This window comes from Nostoc sp. FACHB-133 (genome assembly GCF_014698055.1).
Lineage (GTDB): Bacteria > Cyanobacteriota > Cyanobacteriia > Cyanobacteriales > Nostocaceae > Nostoc.
Genome location: NZ_JACJSH010000015.1, coordinates 29,665 through 52,028, shown reverse-complemented (window position 1 = coordinate 52,028; position 22,364 = coordinate 29,665). Strand labels below are relative to the sequence as shown.

Genomic DNA, 22,364 nt, shown 5'->3' with positions numbered 1-22,364 from the left:
TTAACTTGATAGTTCGGCGGAAGGATTAATCACGTCCCCAGTTGCGATCGCGCTCATAGCGAAAGTTATTATCACGAATGTTACGAAGGTTATTGTCGCGGTCATATCGGCGATCATTATCGCGGTCATATCGGCGATCATTATCGCGGTCATATCGGCGATCATTATCGCGGTCATATCGGCGATTATTATCGCGGTCAAAGCGGCGGTTATTATCGCGGTCAAAGCGGCGATTATTGTCGCGTTCAAAGCGACGGTTATTGTCGCGTTCAAAGCGGCGATAATTATCGCGGTCATAACGGCGATCATTGTCACGAATGTTGCGAAGGTCGTTCTGGCGGTCATAATCACCATTTCTGTAGTGACGACTATGACGTTCGTAGTTACCATCATTGTTATATTGATAGCCGTAGCTATCTAACTCAACAAGATAAGACGCTGGTGTATTAGCCTCAGCTTTTGGAGAAATAGCCAAAGCTGATGCAGATGCTACCAAGCCAGCCAGCAAAATAGAGGTAAAGCGGTTCATAATGTTAGTCAAAAATTATTGACATTAATTTATGCAAGTCTAGTCTGTTTAGGAAGAGCAGATTCCACAAGTCTTTAAATCTATGCTATCAGTCTTGAATAAATCAGAAAGTTTTCTTAGGTGCGGTGATTGAGAAAACTTTTGTTGTCTGTGATACTTTTTGACCTTTCAAATCTCATGAAAAGTTAAAATTAAAATGAGTGTTTGAACTGGATGAATCCACCTTTGAACTCCGTCAACGAGTATTTGAACTGGATGAATCCACCTTTGAACTCCGTCAACGAGTATTTGAACTGGATGAATCCACCTTTTATCTCCGTTAACGAGTATTTGAACCGGATGAATCCACCTTTTATCTCCGTCAACCAGAAAATTAGGGTTTCAGCCTACAAGTAGAACGCGATCGCACCCTTACCAAAACCCAATACAATTCAAATAAGACCAAAACACTTGTAGAGACGGCGATTTATCGCGTCTCAAAACCCACGATTTTGTACAAGTGGCGCTTAACCCAAGCGTATTGCCTTATATCTCACTACGCTTGGGTTAAAGGTTATTGGTGTAGATAATTGGTCTTTCAAGACGCGATAAATCGCGTCTCTACATGAGCGATAAATTGCGAAACCTAGCAGCTAGTCAATGCTCCGATCCACGAAAAAAAACGCACACCAATTATAATTAGTGTGCGTCTGCGGTTAGATTTTAGAAATTCTCGAACTTAGCGATCGCATCCTTCATCTTTTCCACTACCTCATCAACAGGGATAACTCCCAATTCCCCAGAGGCGCGGGTACGGATACTCAAGGTGTTGGTTTCCACTTCCTTGGCTCCCACCACTGCCATCACGGGTATTTTTTCTTTCTCTGCATTGCGAATTTGTTTACCCAAGCGATCGCCACTGGTATCAACTTCTGCACGGATGCCCAACGCTCTCATCTTTGCAACCACATCTTTAGCAAAGTCTAGCTGTGTATCACCCACGGGTAATAATCTAGCTTGCACTGGCGCTAACCACAAAGGAAAATCACCTGCATATTCTTCAATTAAGATCCCAATCAACCTTTCTAGTGAACCAAAAGGCGCACGGTGAATCATCACTGGACGTTTACGAACCCCATCTTCAGCGACGTATTCCAACTCAAAGCGTTCAGGCAAATTGTAATCTACCTGCACAGTTCCTAATTGCCACTCCCGATCCAGGGCATCACTAAAGATAAAGTCAAGTTTTGGCCCATAAAATGCGGCTTCTCCAATCCCTTCAAAGTGTTCCATCCCCAAGGTTTCAACTGCACGGCGAATCGCACCTTCGGCTTTGTCCCAAACTTCATCAGAACCAATATACTTATCGCTAGCAGGATCGCGGAAACTGAGTCTAGCTTTAAAGTTCTTCAGTTGCAGCTTATTGAACACCGACAAAATCAAATCCACTACACTGAGGAATTCGCTATCTAGCTGTTCTGGAGTAACGAACAGGTGAGAATCATCTACAGTAAAACCGCGCACCCGCGTTAAACCGCCTAATTCGCCTGATTGTTCGTAGCGGTAAACAGTACCAAATTCCGCCAGGCGCATCGGTAGTTCCCGATAAGAGCGTAACTCACTCTTATATATTTGGATGTGGAAGGGGCAGTTCATTGGCTTCATAACGAAGCCCTGTTCCTGTGCAGCAGCTTCCTGATCATCTGCCATTAAGGGAAACATATCTTCTTTATATTTCTGCCAATGTCCAGAGGTTTTAAATAAATCTACTCTGGCAATGTGAGGTGTTACTACAGATAAGTAACCCCGTTTTAATTGTTCTTGCTTCAGGAAGTCTTCTAAGGTACTCCGCAACAAAGTGCCTTTGGGTGTCCACAAAGGTAAACCCGGCCCTACTAAATCAGAGAATATAAATAATCCCAGTTCTTTCCCAAGTTTCCGATGATCTCGCCGTAGTGCTTCTTCTTTGCGCCGCTTATATTCAGCGAGTTGTTCTGGACTTTCCCAAGCGGTGGCGTAGATGCGCTGTAATTGGGCTTTAGTTTCATCCCCACGCCAATAAGCGCCCGCAACACTTTCTAATTCAATTGCTTTCGGGTTTAATTCACTGATATTTTCCAGATGAGGCCCCGCACACAAATCCCACCATTCATTCCCTAGGTGGTAAATGGTGATTGGTTCCTGTTTGATATCTCCCAGAATTTCTAGCTTGTAAGGTTCGTTAATTTCCTGAATCCGGCGTGCGGCTTCTTCGCGGCTGACTTCTTCCCGAATTACTGGCAATTTGCGATTGATAATCTTCGCCATCTCTTTTTTGATGGCTTTGAGATCGTTTTCACTAAATGGTTCTGGACTGTCGAAGTCATAGTAAAAACCGTTTTCTATCCAAGGGCCGATTGTAACTTGCGCCTTGGGAAACAGCTTTTGTACCGCCATTGCCATTACATGGGAAGCAGTGTGACGAATCTTTTTTAAGTTCTCTGATTCGCTGGTACGCGGTAAATAGATTTTTTCAACTTGTTCTGACTGTTGTGATTGATTTGATGAATTTGGCGACATTGGCTGCTGAACCGTTGGCGAGGTGATTACAAAAGGTGATTTATCTGAATCTGTAGACTTACTCAACTATAACGACTTTGGTTTTTGCTTTTTTCAGCTTTATCTTCCAACTACCGAATTAATTTTTCGCCGGGGATAAAGATAAATTTTTGATCGGTTAGCTGAGTATTAAATTCAGGATTCCAGGCGTAGGCGTAGCCCGTCGTAGACATCGCTAAATTATCTTATGAATTGCAACTCGGTGTCAGCTAATCCCCCATTCGATATATATATACGGTCTTTCCAAAGGAACTGTACAGACCCATTAGCAAGACTATATAATAAAATCTGTACTATTTGTTACATTTTTTTATATTTATTGAAATTAGTAGATTATAATAAATAAAAAGAATATTAAGAAACGTAAATAACGTTAATATTAGTAAGAAAGTTGGAAAAATCCTTCTTATTTATGTCAGACTCAAATTTACCAGGGACTGAGTTGCTGAAAACGGTTTTAGAACCACTGCTAGAAGATTTTCAGCATTGGTTTACGCGATCGCGCCATTTACTCGAAACTGAGCAGCTATCATTTATGAGTGACCAAGAACAATCTGATTTGCTCTTACGTGTTAAACAAGCGCAAGAAGAACTAAGTACAGCTAAAATGCTATTTGCTGCTACCGATAAACAAGTCGGGATTGATATGGCAACGTTAATGCCTTGGCATCAATTAGTAACAGAATGCTGGAATGTTGCAATGCGCTTTCGTCAAGAGCGTGAAGTCTAAATAGATGTGAGCATCTGTTAAATTTCCGCAGACTATTTAGCAATGTCTAACGACAAGATGCTAAACCAGTCATCAAAGAGATAGTAGAAAAAGCTTAACAATTTCTTAACATTATTTGGATTAACAAGATAATGTATCCTATGCTACCGTAAGTGAAATAACGGTTGACAAATAGCTTCATATAAATGTAAGCGCACAAAAGTGCGTCAAATAGTCATCTTAACTGTGAGTCACAGTGTCGGCGAAACAAAGCGTTACAAAATAAAGTTTTAAAAATTGTTGTTCTGGAGGAAAATCTAATGTTACACCTGCTTTACATTCTTGCTTTTACAATCCTTGCATTTATGGCTGTTGGCAACTTAATTCGTAACCTGATCATGTTCAGTTTTGATCGCGAGCGAACTTACCCAACGAATTCCTCACCAATAAATAATCAAGGTAAATACGGTTATTATTCATCAAAAAAACAGTTTGTACCTCATCCAGAGTTATTAGATAGCGCGGGTAACTTAATTAAAGAGCCGCTTTTGGTAATGCGTTCGATTAACGTTGAAGATGCGCGTCAACATCTTGATGCACTTTACGAAGCATCCCCAGGACGTAAGAGTGAAAATTCAGAAGAAGCATAAAATTTAGAACTTAGGAGTTTGGGTGTAAATTATGATTGTTTTACATCCTTAACCCTTCTTTAAATAGAAATTTATTACCATCCTTGAATGTAAAGCGCGATCGCATCAATCGGCTGCTAAGTTAACATTATCTTGTCCACTTGGCAGAGTTCTAACGATTTTTTGGTTACAAGTCTCAATTATGTTTCGATAAAAAAAAGGAGCCTGACTCAGACTCCTTAATATAAAGATTGGTAATAGAATTGTGACTACTTGATAGTCACCTTACCGCCAGCTTCTTCGATGCGCTTCTTAGCATCTTCAGCAGCATCCTTAGCAATACCTTCTTTAACTGCCTTGGGTGCAGCTTCTACCAAGTCCTTCGCTTCTTTCAGACCCAAACCGGTCAATTCCCGGACAATCTTCAACACAGCAATCTTCTTATCAGCTGGGACTGAATCGAGAATCACTTCAAACTCGGTTTGCTCAACAGCTTCTTCAGCCGGTGCAGCACCACCAGGGCCAGCCATCATCATCATACCGCCAACAGGTGCAGCAGCACTTACGCCAAAAGCTTCTTCAATTTGCTTGACCAGCTCAGAAGCTTCCAGCAAAGAAAGGGTTTTTAGTTGTTCTAAAATTTGATCGGTTGCAGCAGACATTGATATAACTCCTGTAATTTTGATTATTTATTTGTCAGGGGTCATTGGTCTTGAACTATAGACTTTTGACTCTTGACTGATGAACCACAAAGTTTATTCAGCACCGGGTTCAGTACTGCTATTATCTTCAGTAGCGGTTTGGGCGCTGCTATCTTGTACAGCAGCAGTTTCGGTGCTACCACCACTTTGTTCTTGGTCGGCTACAGCCTTCAAAGCACGAGCCAGTGAACCAGGAACTTCGTTGATACCCACAGCAATCTTGGTAGCCAAGGCGTTGATAGCCCCAGCAATTTGCGCGATGAGTTGTTCCTTAGATGGCAAGTCTCCCAGTACCTTGACATCAGGTTCTTTAAGTAGGCGACCTTCCAGGACACCACCACGAAGTTCTGTCTTCTTGGTAACTTTTTGGAATTCTTGGTATGCCTTAATTGCCGAGGAAAAATCATCTTTTACCAGCAAAAAAGCGGAAGAACCATTGAGCAATTCCGACAAAGGCTGCCATTTCTCATCACCTTCAATGGCAATGCCCATCAGGGTATTTTTCGTCACTTTACAAACAGTGCCACTAGGACGTAGCCGCCGCCGTAAGTCTGTGATTTCCGAAACTGTTAGCCCCTGATAGTCAATTACCAGTGCCAGAGTTGACGCACTCAAAGTTTCTTTGAGGTCAGCTACTATTTCTTTTTTATTTTCTAGTGTTCTACCCATTCCAATCTCACCTCCTTAAAATAATCGGGGAAGTGCCCTACTTGTACGTTTCTTCTAAACCTGAACCGAAACAACAAACCCCGGCTAATTTAGCCGGGGTTGAGTATTAAGACTCGTGATGCCATAGTTATCACGCCTTTAGGGGTGGTAATTTTGACAATTAGAGTTTTAACCTCGGCAGGGTATTTAAGCTATTAGCACCTGCTGTCTCCGGCTTTGCCTATTCGATTTTGTGATTAGTCATTTGTCCTTTGTCTTTTGCTTTTACAAATGACTAATGACTAAAAATTAACCTACTTCGCTCAGTTTTAAATCTCGTAGGGCAGTGACATCAATTTTAATCGATGGCCCCATTGTGGCTGACACATAAAATGTGCGCCAATAACGACCTTTAGCTCCTGAAGGACGGTTACGGTCAATCGTCTCCTGCAATGCCTTCAGGTTGACTAACAAATCTTCAGGCGAGAAGGTTGTCTTACCAAACATAACATGAACAATACCAGTTCTGTCAGCTCGGAATTCTAATTTACCAGCTTTGAATTCTGCGATCGCACTTGCTATATCAAATGTTACGGTTCCACCTTTGGGCGATGGCATCAAACCACGGGGACCTAGCAACTTACCCAGCTTTGCCACCTGTGGCATCACATCTGGTGTGGCAATCAGCTTGTCAAAATCCATTCTACCTTTCTGGATTTCGTCAATCAGTTCTTCTGACCCGACTATATCAGCCCCAGCGTTGCTGGCTTCGTTTACCTTTTCGCCTCTGGCTATCACCGCCACCCGAACAATTTGTCCTGTACCTTTAGGCAGTGCTACCGTTGTCCGCAACTGTTGGTCTGTATATTTGGGGTCAATTCCCAACCGGATATGCGCTTCCGCAGCTTCAACAAATTTAGCTGTTGCTGTATCTTTGAGAAGGGCTAAAGCTTCTAAAGGATGATAATCCTTATCTTCTACTTTTGCTTGCAGCGTCTGCAAACGACGCGATATTTTTGCCATTTTTTTCTCCTGGGGTAATTCCGAAGCCTCGCCTCTCCCCCGATAATTTTTTGTTATTTGTCCTTTGTCATTTGTCCTACCCTGCGGGAAGCCGCTGGCGCGTCTATGTCATTTGTTAATTTTTTACTAATGACTAATGACCAATGACCAATGACTAATCTTTGACTGTTATACCCATATTCTTAGCCGTTCCTGCCACAATCTTCATTGCCGCGTCGATGTCGTTGGCATTGAGGTCGGGGAGTTTCGTTTGGGCTATTTCTTGCAATTGGGCTTTAGTAATTGACCCAACCTTCTTTTTGTTGGGTTCATTCGAGCCTTTTTCAACTTTTGCCGCCTTCCGAATCAGCACTGATGCTGGTGGCGTTTTGAGTACAAACGTAAAACTCCGGTCTTCAAAAACCGAAATTTCTACAGGTATTACCATTCCAGCTTGGTCTGCTGTTTTGGCGTTGTACTCCTTGCAGAACATCATGATGTTAACGCCATGTTGACCCAAGGCGGGCCCAACTGGCGGTGCTGGGTTGGCTTTTCCAGCATTCAGGGCCAGTTTAATGACCGCCACTACTTTCTTCGCCATTTGTATTTAACTCTGTTTCTCTACCTGATTAAATTCCAATTCTACTGGTGTATCCCTGCCGAAAATTGAGAGCAAGGCTTTAAGTTTACTCCGTTCTGGAGACACTTCAATTACCTCACCTTCAAAGTCTTTAAATGGACCAGAAAGCACCATTATCTTATCACCAGTAGCCATGTCAATTTTGACAACAGCTTCTTGTTCGCTGGTTTGTTTGAATATGCGTTCAACTTCCGAAGAACTCAGTGGTATGGGGTGGACATGACCGCGACCCTTGCTGCTACCACGTTTTTGTTCTGAACCGACAAAGTTAATTACATGAGAGGTGTTTCGTACCACCTGCCAGGTATCATCATCCATCATCATCCGCACCAGCACATAGCCAGGAAAAACTTTTTCTTCTGTATGCTGGCGACTGCCATCTTTGCGGATTTTCACCGCTGGCGTTTGCGGAATTTCTACCTGGATAATTTTGTCAGCCACATCAAAAGTTTGAATGCGTTGCTCCAAGTTAGTCTTTACACGCTTTTCACAGCCTGAAGCTACTTGTACAGCATACCAGCGTGCTTCTTTTGACGCTGCTTCTGCTGTTTCTCCTGTTTCCTCCGACTGCAACGTGGAGTTGCGAGGTTCGTCTGTTGCAAAAGTCATCAGAACACCTGTTTTGCTGCCCAACCAAACAATCCATCGACCAAGTATATCAAAGATGCGGAGAGTGCCACCATTAACAATACAGCGGCGGATTCGCTCACTATCTGCTTCCGACTGGGCCAAACTACTTTGTCAAGTTCTTCTTTGGTTCCCTGTATGAAGTTGCCTAAGCTAAAACCATTTGTGTTTTCTGGCAATTCTGCTTCACTTTTTTTGGACACGACCCTTTATTCCCCCGTTTCTTACTCAATTTTGGATTTTGGATTTTAGATTTACCCTATGCTTTAAGGCAAAGGTACTCAACTTCAGATTCTGGGTTGTGCATTTATTTTGATTTTTTGTCAACTCCTTCGGGTTCAGCAGTCACTCATGGGGGAAAACCCCTTAGCTAAGCGTTTCGTAGAGAAGACCGGGCTGCTTCACCAAAATCTAAAATTTAAAATCTAAAATTTGTTCTTCCAGTTTTGCAGTTTCGACTCTATTTTACTTAATTGAAAGCAAAACAACTGCAAATACAATAAGTTTACCCGAAATTATTATCACTAACTGCTAATATGGCAGCTGCGTAATTATTTCGGGCTTTATTTTTTGCTCTTGAGCGCGCCCTGGAGGACTTGAACCCCCGACATCAGGTTTTGGAGACCTGCGTTCTACCAACTGAACTAAGAGCGCACAAGCTGTTTTTATTCACTTATTGCGCTGAACTAAATTTTAGCTTAACGCAACACGCGATTTCTATCATACTTCAATTTCGATGAGAAAACAAGTTAGCGGCAGATGCCGCTTGAGATTTCTCCCATAATGAAAGAAGCACGAATCACAAAGGGCGGTCAAACCGTTGCTTAATCCGGGTTGCCTTACCTACGCGATCGCGGAGATAATACAGTTTAGCACGGCGGACTTTACCGCGACGTAATACCTTGATGCTGTCAATCCGGGGAGAATGCAACAGAAATACGCGCTCAACGCCTACACCTTGAAAAACCTTACGGACTGTAATAGTTTCGTTGATGCCACCATTGCGTTTGGCAATCACTACTCCTTCGTAGGGTTGTACCCGGTATTTTTCGCCTTCTTTAATTTTCACACCTACTTTTACGGTGTCGCCCACATAAATGTCGGGCAAATTTGATTTTAGCTGTTCCGCTTCAATGGAGCGGATAATCTCTTGAGCGCTCATAGTCTTTCTGTCTGCTTAAAAAAAACCCACGATCATCAATCATAAATCGATAATCCTATTTCAGTCTACTTCTACTTATTGGAGATTGATAATTTTACTGAGACAAGACTCGCTAGATCGAAGCTATATTGCAAAATGCCGTACCAAAGGTGTAAATCTATGAAATTTAGTGTCGTCATCAGTACCTATAATCGCTTGAACTTGCTGCAAAGAGCAATTGAGTCGGCTCGGAACCAAACCATTGAGTGTGAGGTGGTTGTTGCCGATGACTGTTCTTCTGATGATACCCAAACATATCTCAAAAGCTTAGGGGACAAGGTTGTTTACCATCGGAATGAAGTGAACCTTGGTCATGCAGCAACAGTAAATGCTGGAGTTGCCAAAGCTAGCGGCGACTGGATTAAGTTTTTAGATGATGACGACTATTTAGCTCCCAACTGCATAGAAGAGATGGCTAAGGCGATCGCACTTCATCCCGATGCTGTAATCTGTTCTTGTGTCGCGGCTCAGGTAGATGGCAATGAAGTTGAACTCAGTCGCACCCCGCAAGTTGGCCCTGGTTTAGCTTTTTATATCCCCCAAGCCGATATTCATTACGGTATGCTCTTAGAGCTTGTACCCTTTGGCACACCTGTACAAGTGGCTTGCCGACGTGATGCTTTCTTACAAACTGGTGGTTGGGATTCCACACTTGATGCTAACTGTGATGACATCGATTCGTGGATTAGAATTGCTCAGTTTGGAGATGCTATTTTCTTCAACCAGTGTCTTGCGTACCGAACTATTTGGCCCGGTGCATATAATCAAAAGTTTTCTTTGTCTCGGCGGTTGGCAACAAATATTTTGATGAAAGAAAAAATTTATGCCTTGGTAAATGAGCAACATCGCTCAAAAATTCCCGGCTTTCAAGATATAAAAAATTACCTGAAACTCCATTGGATTTTAGTATCACTGAAGCAAAAAAACCTCAAGAGCTTTTTTTCAATGATAGATCCATCTATATTTTCTCCTAAGTCTTGGAAGTTTTTGCTCACTGCTGCCTCATCACGTCGCTCTCAGGGAAACAATTCTGAAGTTCGTAAACTTGTATTGATTGATTCATAAGGGACTACAAAAAATAAATTATTCAAAATTATTTGTAAATTTGTAGGGGTACAAAGCCTTGCGTCCCAATACTTTTGAGTTAAGGGGGGAGGAACGCGAAAAAGTGAGATCATCGTGAAAAGAGCAGGGGAAGCAGGGGGAGTGAAGAGAAAATTTTAGTATTTTTTTACGAGCCTTATAGCCTAATACGCTTGGGTTAAGAGCTACTGGCAAAAATTTTGGGTTTTCGAGACGCGATAAATCGCCGTCTCTACAAGTGTTTTGGTCTTATCTGAACTGTATTGCCTTATAGCCCTAAGAGACAATTTATAAAGTAAATCTTTAGACGGCTGGACGGCGTAACATAATACGAGTCATAACGGCATGTATGGCAGCTTCACTCATTTCCGGAAAACGTTCGTAATCCTTACTCAAACGATGGTATTGGTTAAACCAGCCGAATGTTCTTTCTACTACTCAACGCTTGGGTAAAACTTCAAACTCTTTATTAGTTGCAAAAAAATTGTAGTGGGTCATTTGGAACGCTTATAGCCATTTTTGTAAAATAATTTTAGGGGTTCTAATATGTCGAGTGGTACAAGCACCAGAACCGCCTAATCGATGTTGGTGCGATCGCTAACGAGTACGTTGACGACGAGCAGATTGTTTACCTGCCCATTCAGGCTTCTAGGGATTAGAGCTTCATGTAAAGTTAAAGATGAATATTTTTAAGTATTAGGAGTATTGAGTTTGGATAAATTGTAGTTTAAGTGTACTAAAAAAGACTAATGCTATAAAGTTAGTAGAAAACTAGAAAAAGTAGGCTAAAAGTACTATTGTTACGTCATTTTCAACACTTGAGCAAAAATATCAACGTATCCAAAAGGAGTTAATGGCCGGGGCGATCGCTCTTGGCGGTGTTTTCCTCATTGGCACTTCGTGGTACTCATTAGTGGAGGGCTGGACATGGGAAGATGCGGCTTACATGACAGTCATCACTCTAGCGACTGTGGGATACGGTGAGACTCATCCACTGGGTAGCCGAGGACGATTGTTTACGATTGCCCTAATTTTGTTGGGTGTAGTCAATATTGGTTACATTGTCAACAGATTTACAGAAGCGATCATTCAAGGCTACTTTCAACAAGGAATTCGGCTACAACAACAGAGGCGGTTAATGGAATCCCTAACAGAACATTACATCATCTGTGGATTTAGTCGGACTGGTCGTCAAATTGCCAAGGAATTTCGAGCAGAAGGCGTACCTTTTGTAGTGATTGATTCAGATATGGAATCTGTGCAAAGGGCACAGACAGAAGGTTACACAGCATTCCAAGGTGACGCTACCCTAGATGACACACTTTTGAAAGTTGGTATTGAACGGGCAATATGTATTGTTGCAGCCCTCCCCTCCGATGCTGAAAATTTATACATAGTTTTATCAGCAAAAACACTGAATTCGGGAATTCGGGTGATTGCCCGCGCAAGTACAGAAGAAGCTTTGCAGAAGTTACGACGCGGTGGTGCAGATGAGGTGATATCCCCCTATATTACTGGTGGGAAGCGGATGGCTGCTGCGGCACTCAGACCCCAGGTTTTGGACTTTGTAGACGGGATTTTGACAGGTGCAGACCGTCAGTTGTATATGGAAGAATTTTTACTCGACCCGGCTTTTTGTCCCTTTGTCGGTCAAAGTTTGCAAAAGGCGAGATTGCGATCGCAATCTGGGGCATTAGTTCTGGCAATTCGCCGCGCTGATGGGGATCTCATTGGTGGCCCCACTGGCGATACAGTCTTAATGTCGGGCGATCGGCTAATTGGTATGGGTACAGCAGAACAGTTGCGTAGCCTTAACCAAATTCTCGGCCCGATTAATTCCAAGGAACTGCGGCGACCGAAAAATAGCTGATTTTATTTTTCCTTAATTACTTCTCATACCAAATTCTAAGTAAGCTTTGTATAGTGTAATTGCATACTCTGATTGTCAGCAATCTAAAGTTTGATGGCAACGATGCGAATTCTCCGATAGTCGGCTGTCCAATTACCTTCTTGATACAGTGTCGGCAAAAGATACTCTTCCACGGTGCGAATTATTTGTATTTTTTGGTCAGCAGACAGTCCTGCTAGAAAAGCATCGGCAAACATTTCAAGCCAGTTCGCCATCCCCGCTTCGCCTTCTGTTAGGGGAGTAGGACGAGCAAACAAGGTGGCATAAGTAACATCAAAGCCTTGTTGTTCTAATAGGGTAGCGTACTCACCAATACTAGGGAAATACCAAGGATTCAGTGCTTGCGGAGAGATAGCGATCGCCTCTAAAGCACTGTACAAAGCTGTGACGATCACTTGAACATTTCCCTTACCACCAAATTCTGCGACAAAACGCCCCCCAGGTTTTAACGCTTGATGTATGGAAGTGATCGCCGCATCTGCTTCTTTAATCCAATGTAAAACAGCGTTGGAAAATACAGCATCCAATGGTTTCAATACTTGAAAATCTCTGGCATCAGCAACATCAAAGCGTAGATGAGGATAATTTTGTCTTGCTGTCTCAATCATCGAGGATGCGCGATCGATTCCAGTCACTTCAGCCCCGGCTTGAGCAATTTTTTCTGTTAGTTGCCCAGTCCCACAGCCAAGATCCAAAATTGATTCTCCCGGCTTGGGATTGAGTACTTTCAGCAAGTTCTCGCCATATTGCCAGACAAAGGCGTGTTTATCCTCATACAGGTCTGTGTTCCAATTATTGTCGAGTAATGGAAGATTCTTCATAAACTATGAAATTACATTGCAGAGTATTGGTTTGCTAGTCGTCAACCAAGTTCGGTAGGTTGATGACTGCATATTCATCACAATAAAAAATATTATTAATTATGTCCAATATATGTTTTGGTCTTAACTAATATTTAAAAGATATAAGTTCAGGTAACAGATGGAACTACGACACCTGCGCTACTTTGTCACCTTGGCAGAAGAACTGCACTTTGGACGGGCAGCAGAAAGATTGCACATTGCCCAACCTCCCTTAAGTCAACAAATTCGCCAGCTAGAGAAGGAATTGGGCTTTGAACTGTTTCACCGCACAAAACGAAGTGTGCATTTAACAGAAGCAGGGGTGGTTTTTCTGGATGAAGTCCAACAAATTCTTAGGCAATTGCAGCAGGCAATCCAAGTCGGGCAACAAACTAGTCGCGGTGAACTCGGAGAATTAGCGATCGGCTTTGTCAGTTCTGCCGCGTATAATATTTTGCCAACTATTTTGCGAACCTTTCGGAATTGTGCCCCTGGTGTGAGTCTAGAGTTACATGAACTGACTACAGATCAACAGTTAGAGTGGTTACGCACAGGTCGGATAGATGTAGGGTTTGTTCGTCCACCTGTGGAGGAAAATACATTTAGCTGGGAAATAATTTTTCAAGAGTCGCTGATAGTAGCATTACCTGAATCACATTTACTAGCAAATCAATCTTATGTGTGTTTGCGATCGCTTACTAATGAACCCTTTATTTTATTTCCCAGAATATTAGCGCCTGGACTCTACGACTTAATCATTAGTCTCTGCCAGCAAGCAGGTTTTAGTCCCTCTGTAAGTCAACAAGCCATTCAGATGCAAACAATTGTTAGCCTAGTGGCAGCCGAAATAGGTATTGCAATTGTGCCGACATCTTTACAAAATTTGCAACGAACTGGGGTAGTTTATAAAAATATCGAGCCAGTCAGCCCAAAAGTTGCCATTGCAATGATTTGGCGCAGTAGCGAGACATCCCCAACGATACAGAGATTTCTGAAGATTGTAAAACACATAATTTGATTTATTCCTGGCGATTTATTTACCAATCAGTATCCATTGCAAAAATCTACAAATGGCTGTTAAATCTTCTGATTGCGGCTGTAAGTAGAAATAACCAATGACCAATGACCAATGACTAATGACTAATGACCAATTTCTTTCCACCCATGCATAGCTGCTATACCTTTAGTAACCCATTCGATCAAAATTGGGGGAGCTTCTGATATCAAGATGCTAGGATAAACTGCTGCGCCCCATTCGGGATGCACTAGTACACGGCATTGATTTTTAATCACTGGATAGTTGAGCAAAGCTTTGACAACTGCTGTGTCATCATGGGGAATTGCTCCGGGATGAGATAGTAAAGGGTAGCCTGTACGAGGGTCGATTAGGTCAGTTAAATAACCGCGATCGCGTAGATTAAATGCTAAATCACAGCCAAATCGCATAAACTTTTCTCGTAAGCGTTCTTTTTCTGACTCAACTTCTGCCGTCTTTTTGACTAATTGATAACGCGATTGCTGCAAGACAATCACTACTCGTAAAAACGGTTGCCGTTTCCAATCCGGTAATATCCGTTCGCAGTTGGCACAGATATATTGACTGGGAGCATGAATTGAAATTTGAACCGCTTGTCCTGTTTCGCCAACTAAATTAATGGGACAGGCTTGCTCCGAAGTGTAAACTTTGGGATAGTTCACTAAATTGATTCGGCTTATGCAAATTTTTTAATTTAATCTACGGTATAGATGATAGCTCTTAAAAGTTCAGAAAAATCATCATTTTCCTCTCTTATGTTACTTTTTTTAGAAGCATTTGCTAATAATTTGAGAATTTTAATCCGAATTTTATCCTTTATTAACCTGTTGTCATGGAATTTGTTGCGATCGCTGTAGGCATTAGCATAAGTGTAGACAAGCGATGCATCTGGCGGGCTACGCCTACGTTCCTGAAATCCGTTCGATTAAAACCCCAAAAAATTAACTCTATCTCACCCAATTAATTGAGTTTTAAAGAATTCACCGGCACTTCATCCCAAGAATCAACTGTCCGCAATTGCGCTACCCAACCTGCTGCCTTTTGCTTCTCGGTCAAATTATTCTGAAAGGAATCATGACACTCTTTAGCTTGAGATTCATTACAAGTGGCAATACAGGCATGAATCATCCCAGACGGATCAATTTGCTCATTTACCCAAATAGTCATGGAATATTTCCTCGAAAAGTGTAGCGAAAAAGGCTATTTGTTATTTTAGAACACTATTAGAGTCAAAAATTGTAGAGCAAAATTGGTAACAACTAGTAAACTAATCCCAATTACCGATTGCTAATTTACAATTATCCAGTTTCACTTCATCTGGTAGGCGCATAGGATTTATCGCCTCTTTCGTAGCGACGGCGGTAGAGTAATTCTAACTGTCCACCATATTCTTGAATCCAAGCTATCTGGCGCTGATAGAGTCCCCGGAAAGTATTAGCAAATAATAGTGTAAAGATTGCTACTACTAATCCTGATGCTGTGGATACTAAAGCTTCACTAATCCCAGATGTGACACCTGTTGTTTTAGTACCTCCCACATCTCCAATATTTAGAGATGCAAAGGAGTTAATTAATCCTAAGACAGTGCCGAGAAGTCCCAACAACGGCGCAAGACCAATAATTGTCTCAAAAATATTTTGCGATCGCTTAAGTAAGGGAATTTCGGCTTGTGCTTCACTTTCTAATGCCAAACGAAATTCCTCTGGTGTCGGCTCTTCTAACTCTAAAGCTGCTAAAAAAATTCGAGCAATGGGTAAATCAGTATTTTTTTGCAACTTATCTAAAGCACTAACTACATTATCAAGGCGATAAAGCTGTAGCACCTCTCGCACTACCTTATTTTGCCGATTATTTATTCTTACCCAAAAGATGATCCGCTCGATAATCAGCGCCACCCCTAACAAAGAGAACGCCAGCAGAGGCCACATGACCACGCCACCTGCTGTAAACAGATTACTAATTTCCATTTATTATTTTTTAACTCTTCAACAACGCTAGATTAGCAGATTGTTGTTTTAGGGAATTGGGAATTGGGAATTGGGCATTGGAGTTAAGGCAAGAGACGCGATAAATCGCCGTCTCTACAAAGGACTGATTATTGTAAAGACGGCGATTTATCGCGTCTTCGCTTTGCAATTAGCGGCGTGTCATCAAAAAACCTTATCCGAACCGTATTGCCTCTACGCCCCTGTCTATTTATCGGTTCATTCCCCTTACTCAATATTCAGAACTCTCTCAGCTATCCTCAGTTTGGCCGATCGTGATCGCGGATTCTTACTAATTTCCTCTTCTTGTGCAATAATTGGTTTTTTTGTCAAGACTTTTAATAAAGGTGAATTTCTTAAACCATGCTTCACCGGGCGATCTTCCAGGCTGTGAAAACTAATAATCGCAATTCTGCCACCAGGGACAAGGGCATTTGGGGCTTTATCCAAAAAGGTTTCTAGGGATTTTAACTCATCGTTGACGACAATTCGCAGAGCTTGAAAAACCCGGGTAGCGGGGTGAATTCTCCCATAACGGTATTTCGGGGGAACTGAAGAAGCGATCGCATCAGCCAATTCTGTAGTCGTGTGCAACGGCCGCCGTTCTACAATACGACGAGCAATGCGCCGGGATAATCTCTCTTCACCGTACTTAAAGAAAATATCAGCTAATTCTGCTTCATCCCAATTATTAATGACATCAGCAGCAGTTAGCGATCGCCCTCGATCCATTCGCATATCTAAATTTGCAGCTTGGCGAAAGCTGAAACCCCTTTCTGCTTGGTCTAAATGGTAAGAACTTACCCCCAAATCCGCTAAGATACCATCGAAAGTATTGGGGGGAAACTTATAGTCAGCAAAATTGCTGTAAATAAATTGTACGCGATCGCCAAACTCTGCCAATTCTTTCCTCGCTGCTGCTAAAGCATCCTCATCTTGGTCAATTGCCGTTAATTTTACATTTGGTGCGGCTGCTAAAATTAAACGGCTGTGACCTCCACCGCCTACCGTCGTATCAAGATAATGACCTCCGGGAGATACCGCTAGACCTGCAATTACTTCTTGCGGTAACACTGGTAGATGGGAAAATATTGGTTCTTCAATAGCTAGCTGACGATTCATGAGACTTAAGGCAAAAAACCACAGATGAACTTTAATTATGTATTCTTTTCTTTGTGTCTTTGTGTGTTCCTAATTAAAAATAGTTTTTAAACCACTAAGATACTAGGTACGAGCGACTTCACAGGCTTATTGCCCCCAGCGCTTTGAGAGGATGTTTTAAAAGTGGGGGATGTTGTAAGAAAGTTTACAAGGATTATATTGATATTTGTAGATAACAGCACCTTGTGAGCGAATGACTAAAGCATACCTATGAGTATTTATCATTCTGTCCCAAATTACACTTCCTTCTTCTGTTCCTCTCATAGCATTTCTAAAATTTCCTTGAAGAATAGGAAAAGCCTCATTTGTACCAACTCGAATTACTGGGACTCCTACAGTATTGTCCTCAATTTAAAATTTTTTCCACAATTTCCTGGCATTTTGTGACATTTCTGAAGATATTTGCCGGATAGGAAGTTGGAAAAAGGTTGCTACTTTCACTCATAATACTACCCAAAAACTTTGAGGTCATAGATTGAATATCATCAATTTGTACTGAGGTTAAATCAGATGATATGCTAAAAAAATTCTCTGGTAAGGCTTTGTAAACTAGATGTAATATGAGACGATTACTATGAGTAGCAAATAACTTTTCTCTTCCATCTCGTTGTTTTTGTACTTCTGATAATTTATTCTCTACTACTCTTAAGATTTGAACTAATTTCCAAAGGCTAGAACCATTTACTGATCTATTAAAGAGAGTTTTGTATGGAGGTTTTTCTATATCTTCCCATAAAACACCAATTTTATCTTTAACTCGCGTGGCGAAAGAAACCTCATTCTGTTTGCACGCTCGACTGATCGTAGCTTCATTTAAATCAAAACCTTTTTCTCCATCTGGGATTGATTCACCTGACTTATAAGTATAAATAATTCCTTCTAAGTGAAGTTCATTTTTTATTCTTTCTTGCTCTGGATCGAGAGCTACAAATTCTCGACGATCAATTCGGTTCTGAGTATTGTTGAATCGAGTAATTTCTGTAGCAAATTCTTCAGGACAATTTTCTAAGGAGATAAAACGAATAAGAACTCTTGCTTTTTCAACTTGCTCAGGAGAATTTTGATATGCTCTTGCTATCGATCCAACAGTCTGAGCGCCATTGACTACTTTGACATCTTTACATTCAAATATTCCCGTGTCTCTTCCACTACCGCCAAGTGGTTTTTTTCCAATACTAGAACACAAAGCTGTTATGCCATTGTTATAATACCAAAATTTTTCCGGTTCTTTTTTTAGTGTATTGATAATACCTTCATTAACTTCACTATCTTTTACAAAAAGCCTAATATTTGAAGAGAACAATTTAGGAGAATGTTTAGTCCACCAATCAGCTACTTCCCTAGCAGATACTTGCCCATAATATGATTGATAGGGTTCTTTTGTTTGTCCCCACTCAAACAGGCAAACATCTAAATTTATAGGATTGCCAGATGCTCCTTGAGATATTATGTTATATATATTTGCCTGATTATAAACTCTCATGCTAACAATATCTGATGAATCATTCATCTCACCTAATAGATCATCCAATTCTCTTTTTGGTTCATCTGCTAAGGGAGTTTGACCTGAATAGACAAGAATTATTTCAAATCTTGTTCCTGCGTCATTCAGCGCTTCTTCAATATCTGGAGTTTTATTATTAAATTTTGAGTTGAATCTGTCATATCTAGCATTTACTAAGTCTTTAAAACCTCTAGTAAATTTCATTACCTCATCTGTTTTAACACTACCTTTACTGTCTTGTTTCCATTTAGACTGTAATACATACATTATTTTTTCTCGCCTGTCAAAATAAAGCGAATCTATTCCATTATCCTGTCCACCATCAACTATCGATTTTGATGCTTCTTGAGGAGAGATATCAGCTAAAACCATTAAAGTAAATGCAGCTAGACTTCTTGTTAAGAAAATTAACTCCCTATCTGTTTCAGATTTATTTTGATAATCTGATAAGTCAATCAAACCATTAAATGTTTTTTGAAGGTATGACTTTATTTGACGTAGGTGGATTTCACTCATAATGTTGGTAGATTTAATTAACTTTGATGTTATCGGATCAAATTTTTACACGCTTGTCTGTAGTATAAACACGTTCTAAAAATATACATTCAAGTTTCCGCGATCGCATTTGGATAATTTTACCCCTTACTGCAAATCCAGCGAATACTTACTTAAGTATTAACAAATATATTATACTTATAATCATTGCCATAAAAATGGCTTCTGCAAGCCATAGAACTTCTTCAGAAGCCATTATACCTTAAATTTAGGTATAAAATTATACTATTCTACGGTGACGCTTTTAGCAAGGTTACGAGGCTGATCGACATCCAAACCGCGACGAGCAGCGATGTGATAAGCCAATAATTGCAAAGGAACTACTGTCAGAATTGGAGAAAGTAACTCTTCCACATGAGAGACGGGAAGAAGATCGTTAAAAATTTCCGCAGCTTCGCCATCGTTAACAGGAGTCACGCCAATTAACCGAGAATCTCTGGCTTTCGCTTCTTGGGCATTAGAAATAACTTTTTCGTACACACTACCAGGGATTGCGATCGCAACTACTGGTACTTTCGCATCTAAAAGTGCGATCGGGCCATGTTTCATCTCTCCAGCCGGATACCCTTCGGCGTGAATATAGCTGATTTCTTTTAATTTCAATGCACCTTCTAAAGCAATGGGGAAGTTGATTCCCCTTCCCACAAAGATGAAATCTTGGGTTTCAGCAAATTCATGAGCTAGCTGTTCAGTTAAACGTTCCTGAGTTTCCAAAGTTGCCTCAATTTCTTTGGGAATCTGACGCAACCCATTAATAATTTTATCTAATGTGTCTTTTGAAACAGTCTGACGACGGGCGGCTAAATCCAATGCCAAAGCATAAAACGCCATCAGTTGAGCAGTAAAAGTTTTTGTCGCCGCGACCCCAATTTCAATTCCTGCTAAGGTACTGATAACATGCGGTACTAGATGACCAAGGCTGCTTTCGGGGCGATTAGTAATACCCAGTAGTCGCGCTTGATATTTAGGTTCTCTCCCTTGGCGACGTTCTTTTTCCATTGTCAAAGCTGCTAAGGTATCGGCAGTTTCGCCTGATTGGGTAACACCGATAATCAACGTGTTAGCCGTCACGGGTGATGGTGCATAGCGATACTCAGAAGCGTAATGTACCTGAGTTGAAATTTCTGCTAATTGTTCTATTAAATATTTTCCGATTAATGCTGCGTGCCAACTGGTACCACAGGCGAGGATCTGAATTTGTTCTAAATTGTTGTATAAATCCGCAGGTAAGCCAAGATTGATTGGCGATTCGGTAGATTCGGCTGGATTAAAGTAAGCATCTAAACTAGCTCTTACTACCCCTGGTTGCTCATGAATTTCTTTGAGCATGAAGTGTTTGAATCCCTGCTTTTCTACCATTGCAGGATTGAAGTTGAGCAGCCGGGGTTGTTTTTTCAACCTATCGCCAGCAAAATTGTAAATCTCAACGCCTAAAGGAGTGAGACGGGCAATTTCGCCATTTTCTAAAGGTAGCACCGCACGGGTGTAGGCAACGATCGCAGGTGTGTCAGATGCACAAAAGAATTCCCCTTGCCCAAAACCAATTACCAAAGGCGCTTGTTGGCGAACAACAATCAATTCATCGGGGTAGTCAGCAGAAATAACTGCGATCGCAAATGCCCCTTGCAAATGGTTAACGGCTTGGCGAATTGCCTCTAAGAAGGGAGATGAGGAAGATGAGGGGGGAATATTCTTTAAAAATTCGGCTATGAGATGGGGAATTACTTCAGTATCAGTTTCAGAAACAAACTGGTGTCCTTTTGCTTTGAGTTCTTCGCGTAAGTCGCGGTAATTTTCGATAATGCCATTTTGCACCACCGCCACTCGCTTTGCCGTATCTAAATGAGGATGGGCGTTGTATTCTTCTGGTTTACCATGAGTTGCCCAACGAGTATGACCAATACCAATCTGGGCGGGGGCTTCTATTTGTTCTAGTTTAGAGCGTAGGTTATGCAGTTTGCCCTTTGCCCGCACACAATTAACTTCACCTTCCCAAACAGTGGCGATTCCAGCAGAATCGTAGCCCCTGTACTCTAGTTTTTCCAGCCCAGCCAGTAAAATGTCTGTCGCCGCTTGAGTGCCTATATATCCAACGATTCCGCACATTGTTCACACCGCTTTTTTTCAGGATAATTAAATCCAGTATAGTGTTTAGCACAAACTCGACGTTTTGCAAAGAAAAAAGGGAGTAATATTACTCCCTCTACCACTAGGTATTGTTATGGATTTTGGGCTTTTAAAGCAGATTCACAGTCGGCTTTTGACCTGACAGTACAAATACGCTTCTAGGATTTAAGTACCCAGAGATTTTTATCCCCAATCTAAAATTAAAATTTCGTAAAGCAGGTAGTGTCCACTCTACGATGCTAAAGGTGCTTGATATTGACACACTTCAAAGTCTTAAGTTCCGAGTTCCGAGTTCTGAGTGAAGAATCAAGAAATTAGCTTTTTTGATTTACTTCTTTTTGTCTCAGCACTCAGCACTCGGCACCAGCTTTTTAGTAAGCCAGACCCATACTGCGAGTTGTTTCAGCGCCCAGGTAAACCCGGATGCTCAAAAAGTCGGTGGGACAAGCGGTTTCGCAGCGCTTACAGCCCACACAGTCTTCTGTACGGGGTGAAGAGGCAATTTGAGCAGCTTTACAGCCATCCCAAGGAACCATCTCAAGTACATCAGTAGGGCAAGCGCGGACGCATTGGGTGCAGCCAATGCAGGTATCGTAGATTTTTACGGTGTGAGACATTGAAAAAACCGCTCCTTTCGAGTGTTCTTCTCTGCGAAAGAATCATAATCAACGCATAGTTTACCGCAGTGTTTGATAGGCCGTAATCAAAAGGCTACATAACTTCAAACAATGTAATGAGCACGCTTAATAAGTCGTTTTTCCGAGATTGCCCCTATTGCTCTATTTATTAGCAACATCAGATGAGCGTATTTACTCTAGCCCTATACCATAATGGGGTTTAATAGTAAAAATAAATGAAACAAAAGTCAATCTACAAGGCTAAATGCAGAAGTTATCTAT

The 22,364-nt window shown here is 41.5% G+C and carries 23 protein-coding genes, 1 tRNA gene, 1 pseudogene and 1 other annotated feature; of the genes and pseudogenes, 6 read left to right on the top strand and 19 right to left on the bottom strand.

Annotated features, from left to right (window positions below; all coding sequences use genetic code 11):
• Positions 1–25 precede the first annotated feature (25 nt).
• Positions 26–541, bottom strand: coding sequence for a hypothetical protein (locus H6G86_RS14340; protein WP_242064814.1), 516 nt, complete (start codon positions 539–541; stop codon positions 26–28).
• A gap of 188 nt (positions 542–729) precedes the next feature.
• On the opposite strand from H6G86_RS14340, the gene H6G86_RS39525 reads away from it, so the two are divergent.
• Positions 730–852, top strand: a complete 123-nt coding sequence (locus tag H6G86_RS39525) for a hypothetical protein (RefSeq protein WP_277883596.1) — start codon at positions 730–732, stop codon at positions 850–852.
• 379 nt (positions 853–1,231) lie between these two features.
• Here the strand turns inward: H6G86_RS39525 and thrS are convergent, their stop codons facing one another.
• Entirely contained in the window at positions 1,232–3,067 is a 1,836-nt protein-coding gene (gene thrS, locus H6G86_RS14335; RefSeq protein ID WP_190934939.1) for a threonine--tRNA ligase, read from the bottom strand.
• 451 nt (positions 3,068–3,518) lie between these two features.
• Here thrS and H6G86_RS14330 point away from each other — a divergent pair, with 451 nt between their 5' ends.
• Positions 3,519–3,836 carry a DUF2605 domain-containing protein gene (locus H6G86_RS14330; protein WP_012412097.1) on the top strand — a complete coding sequence of 106 codons (318 nt, stop codon included), beginning with the start codon at positions 3,519–3,521 and terminating at the stop codon, positions 3,834–3,836.
• Positions 3,837–4,135: 299 nt separating this feature from the next.
• Positions 4,136–4,465, top strand: a complete 330-nt coding sequence (locus H6G86_RS14325; RefSeq protein ID WP_163932347.1) for a DUF2973 domain-containing protein — start codon at positions 4,136–4,138, stop codon at positions 4,463–4,465.
• Between the two features lie 248 nt (positions 4,466–4,713).
• Here H6G86_RS14325 and rplL read toward each other — a convergent pair whose 3' ends face one another.
• The 8 genes from rplL to rplS all read right to left on the bottom strand — a co-directional run bounded on the left by rplL (position 4,714) and on the right by rplS (position 9,224).
• A complete protein-coding gene (gene rplL / locus H6G86_RS14320) occupies positions 4,714–5,106 on the bottom strand; it encodes a 50S ribosomal protein L7/L12 (RefSeq protein WP_012412095.1) in 393 nt (130 codons plus the stop codon).
• 93 nt (positions 5,107–5,199) lie between these two features.
• A complete protein-coding gene (gene rplJ, locus H6G86_RS14315; RefSeq protein ID WP_190934883.1) occupies positions 5,200–5,814 on the bottom strand; it encodes a 50S ribosomal protein L10 in 615 nt (204 codons plus the stop codon).
• Positions 5,815–5,877: 63 nt separating this feature from the next.
• Positions 5,878–6,046, bottom strand: a sequence feature (ribosomal protein L10 leader region).
• A 56-nt stretch (positions 6,047–6,102) separates the two neighbouring features.
• The gene (rplA, locus tag H6G86_RS14310; protein ID WP_012412093.1) at positions 6,103–6,816 is read right to left on the bottom strand and encodes a 50S ribosomal protein L1; all 714 of its coding nucleotides are present in this window, start codon (positions 6,814–6,816) and stop codon (positions 6,103–6,105) included.
• A gap of 154 nt (positions 6,817–6,970) precedes the next feature.
• Positions 6,971–7,396 carry a 50S ribosomal protein L11 gene (gene rplK, locus H6G86_RS14305; protein WP_012412092.1) on the bottom strand — a complete coding sequence of 142 codons (426 nt, stop codon included), beginning with the start codon at positions 7,394–7,396 and terminating at the stop codon, positions 6,971–6,973.
• A gap of 6 nt (positions 7,397–7,402) precedes the next feature.
• On the bottom strand, positions 7,403–8,044 hold the full coding sequence (gene nusG, locus H6G86_RS14300) for a transcription termination/antitermination protein NusG (protein WP_012412091.1): 642 nt from the start codon (positions 8,042–8,044) through the stop codon (positions 7,403–7,405).
• A complete protein-coding gene (gene secE / locus H6G86_RS14295) occupies positions 8,044–8,265 on the bottom strand; it encodes a preprotein translocase subunit SecE (protein ID WP_163932353.1) in 222 nt (73 codons plus the stop codon). The genes nusG and secE overlap by 1 nt, the downstream gene beginning before the upstream one ends.
• Positions 8,266–8,643: 378 nt before the next feature.
• Positions 8,644–8,716, bottom strand: a tRNA-Trp gene (locus H6G86_RS14290).
• A 145-nt stretch (positions 8,717–8,861) separates the two neighbouring features.
• Positions 8,862–9,224 (bottom strand): 50S ribosomal protein L19, encoded by a 363-nt coding sequence (gene rplS, locus H6G86_RS14285; RefSeq protein ID WP_012412089.1) that lies wholly within the window; start codon positions 9,222–9,224, stop codon positions 8,862–8,864.
• A gap of 159 nt (positions 9,225–9,383) precedes the next feature.
• Here rplS and H6G86_RS14280 point away from each other — a divergent pair, with 159 nt between their 5' ends.
• A complete protein-coding gene (locus tag H6G86_RS14280) occupies positions 9,384–10,328 on the top strand; it encodes a glycosyltransferase family 2 protein (RefSeq protein WP_190934882.1) in 945 nt (314 codons plus the stop codon).
• A 321-nt stretch (positions 10,329–10,649) separates the two neighbouring features.
• Here H6G86_RS14280 and H6G86_RS14275 read toward each other — a convergent pair.
• Positions 10,650–10,820 (bottom strand): annotated as a pseudogene (locus tag H6G86_RS14275) (transposase); the annotation flags it as partial.
• A 379-nt stretch (positions 10,821–11,199) separates the two neighbouring features.
• Between H6G86_RS14275 and H6G86_RS14270 the strand changes: the two are divergent.
• Complete coding sequence (locus H6G86_RS14270; RefSeq protein ID WP_190934881.1) at positions 11,200–12,216, top strand: potassium channel family protein; 1,017 nt, start codon at positions 11,200–11,202, stop codon at positions 12,214–12,216.
• An 83-nt stretch (positions 12,217–12,299) separates the two neighbouring features.
• Here the strand turns inward: H6G86_RS14270 and H6G86_RS14265 are convergent, their stop codons facing one another.
• Positions 12,300–13,076, bottom strand: coding sequence for a class I SAM-dependent methyltransferase (locus H6G86_RS14265; protein WP_190934880.1), 777 nt, complete (start codon positions 13,074–13,076; stop codon positions 12,300–12,302).
• 160 nt (positions 13,077–13,236) lie between these two features.
• Here H6G86_RS14265 and H6G86_RS14260 point away from each other — a divergent pair, with 160 nt between their 5' ends.
• Entirely contained in the window at positions 13,237–14,115 is an 879-nt protein-coding gene (locus H6G86_RS14260; protein ID WP_190934879.1) for a LysR family transcriptional regulator, read from the top strand.
• 122 nt (positions 14,116–14,237) lie between these two features.
• Here H6G86_RS14260 and H6G86_RS14255 read toward each other — a convergent pair whose 3' ends face one another.
• From H6G86_RS14255 to psaC, 7 genes are all read right to left on the bottom strand, one after another.
• Complete coding sequence (locus H6G86_RS14255; protein WP_190934878.1) at positions 14,238–14,795, bottom strand: methylmalonic aciduria and homocystinuria type D protein; 558 nt, start codon at positions 14,793–14,795, stop codon at positions 14,238–14,240.
• 298 nt (positions 14,796–15,093) lie between these two features.
• Positions 15,094–15,300, bottom strand: a complete 207-nt coding sequence (locus H6G86_RS14250; protein ID WP_114081438.1) for a glycogen debranching protein — start codon at positions 15,298–15,300, stop codon at positions 15,094–15,096.
• A 146-nt stretch (positions 15,301–15,446) separates the two neighbouring features.
• Positions 15,447–16,100, bottom strand: coding sequence for a MotA/TolQ/ExbB proton channel family protein (locus H6G86_RS14245; protein WP_190934877.1), 654 nt, complete (start codon positions 16,098–16,100; stop codon positions 15,447–15,449).
• A 246-nt stretch (positions 16,101–16,346) separates the two neighbouring features.
• Entirely contained in the window at positions 16,347–17,240 is an 894-nt protein-coding gene (rsmH, locus tag H6G86_RS14240) for a 16S rRNA (cytosine(1402)-N(4))-methyltransferase RsmH (protein ID WP_190934876.1), read from the bottom strand.
• Between the two features lie 385 nt (positions 17,241–17,625).
• Positions 17,626–19,299, bottom strand: coding sequence for an AIPR family protein (locus H6G86_RS14235; RefSeq protein ID WP_190934875.1), 1,674 nt, complete (start codon positions 19,297–19,299; stop codon positions 17,626–17,628).
• Between the two features lie 264 nt (positions 19,300–19,563).
• Entirely contained in the window at positions 19,564–21,444 is a 1,881-nt protein-coding gene (gene glmS / locus H6G86_RS14230) for a glutamine--fructose-6-phosphate transaminase (isomerizing) (RefSeq protein ID WP_190934874.1), read from the bottom strand.
• A 392-nt stretch (positions 21,445–21,836) separates the two neighbouring features.
• Positions 21,837–22,082 carry a photosystem I iron-sulfur center protein PsaC gene (gene psaC, locus H6G86_RS14225; RefSeq protein WP_012411495.1) on the bottom strand — a complete coding sequence of 82 codons (246 nt, stop codon included), beginning with the start codon at positions 22,080–22,082 and terminating at the stop codon, positions 21,837–21,839.
• Between the last annotated feature and the right edge of the window lie 282 nt (positions 22,083–22,364).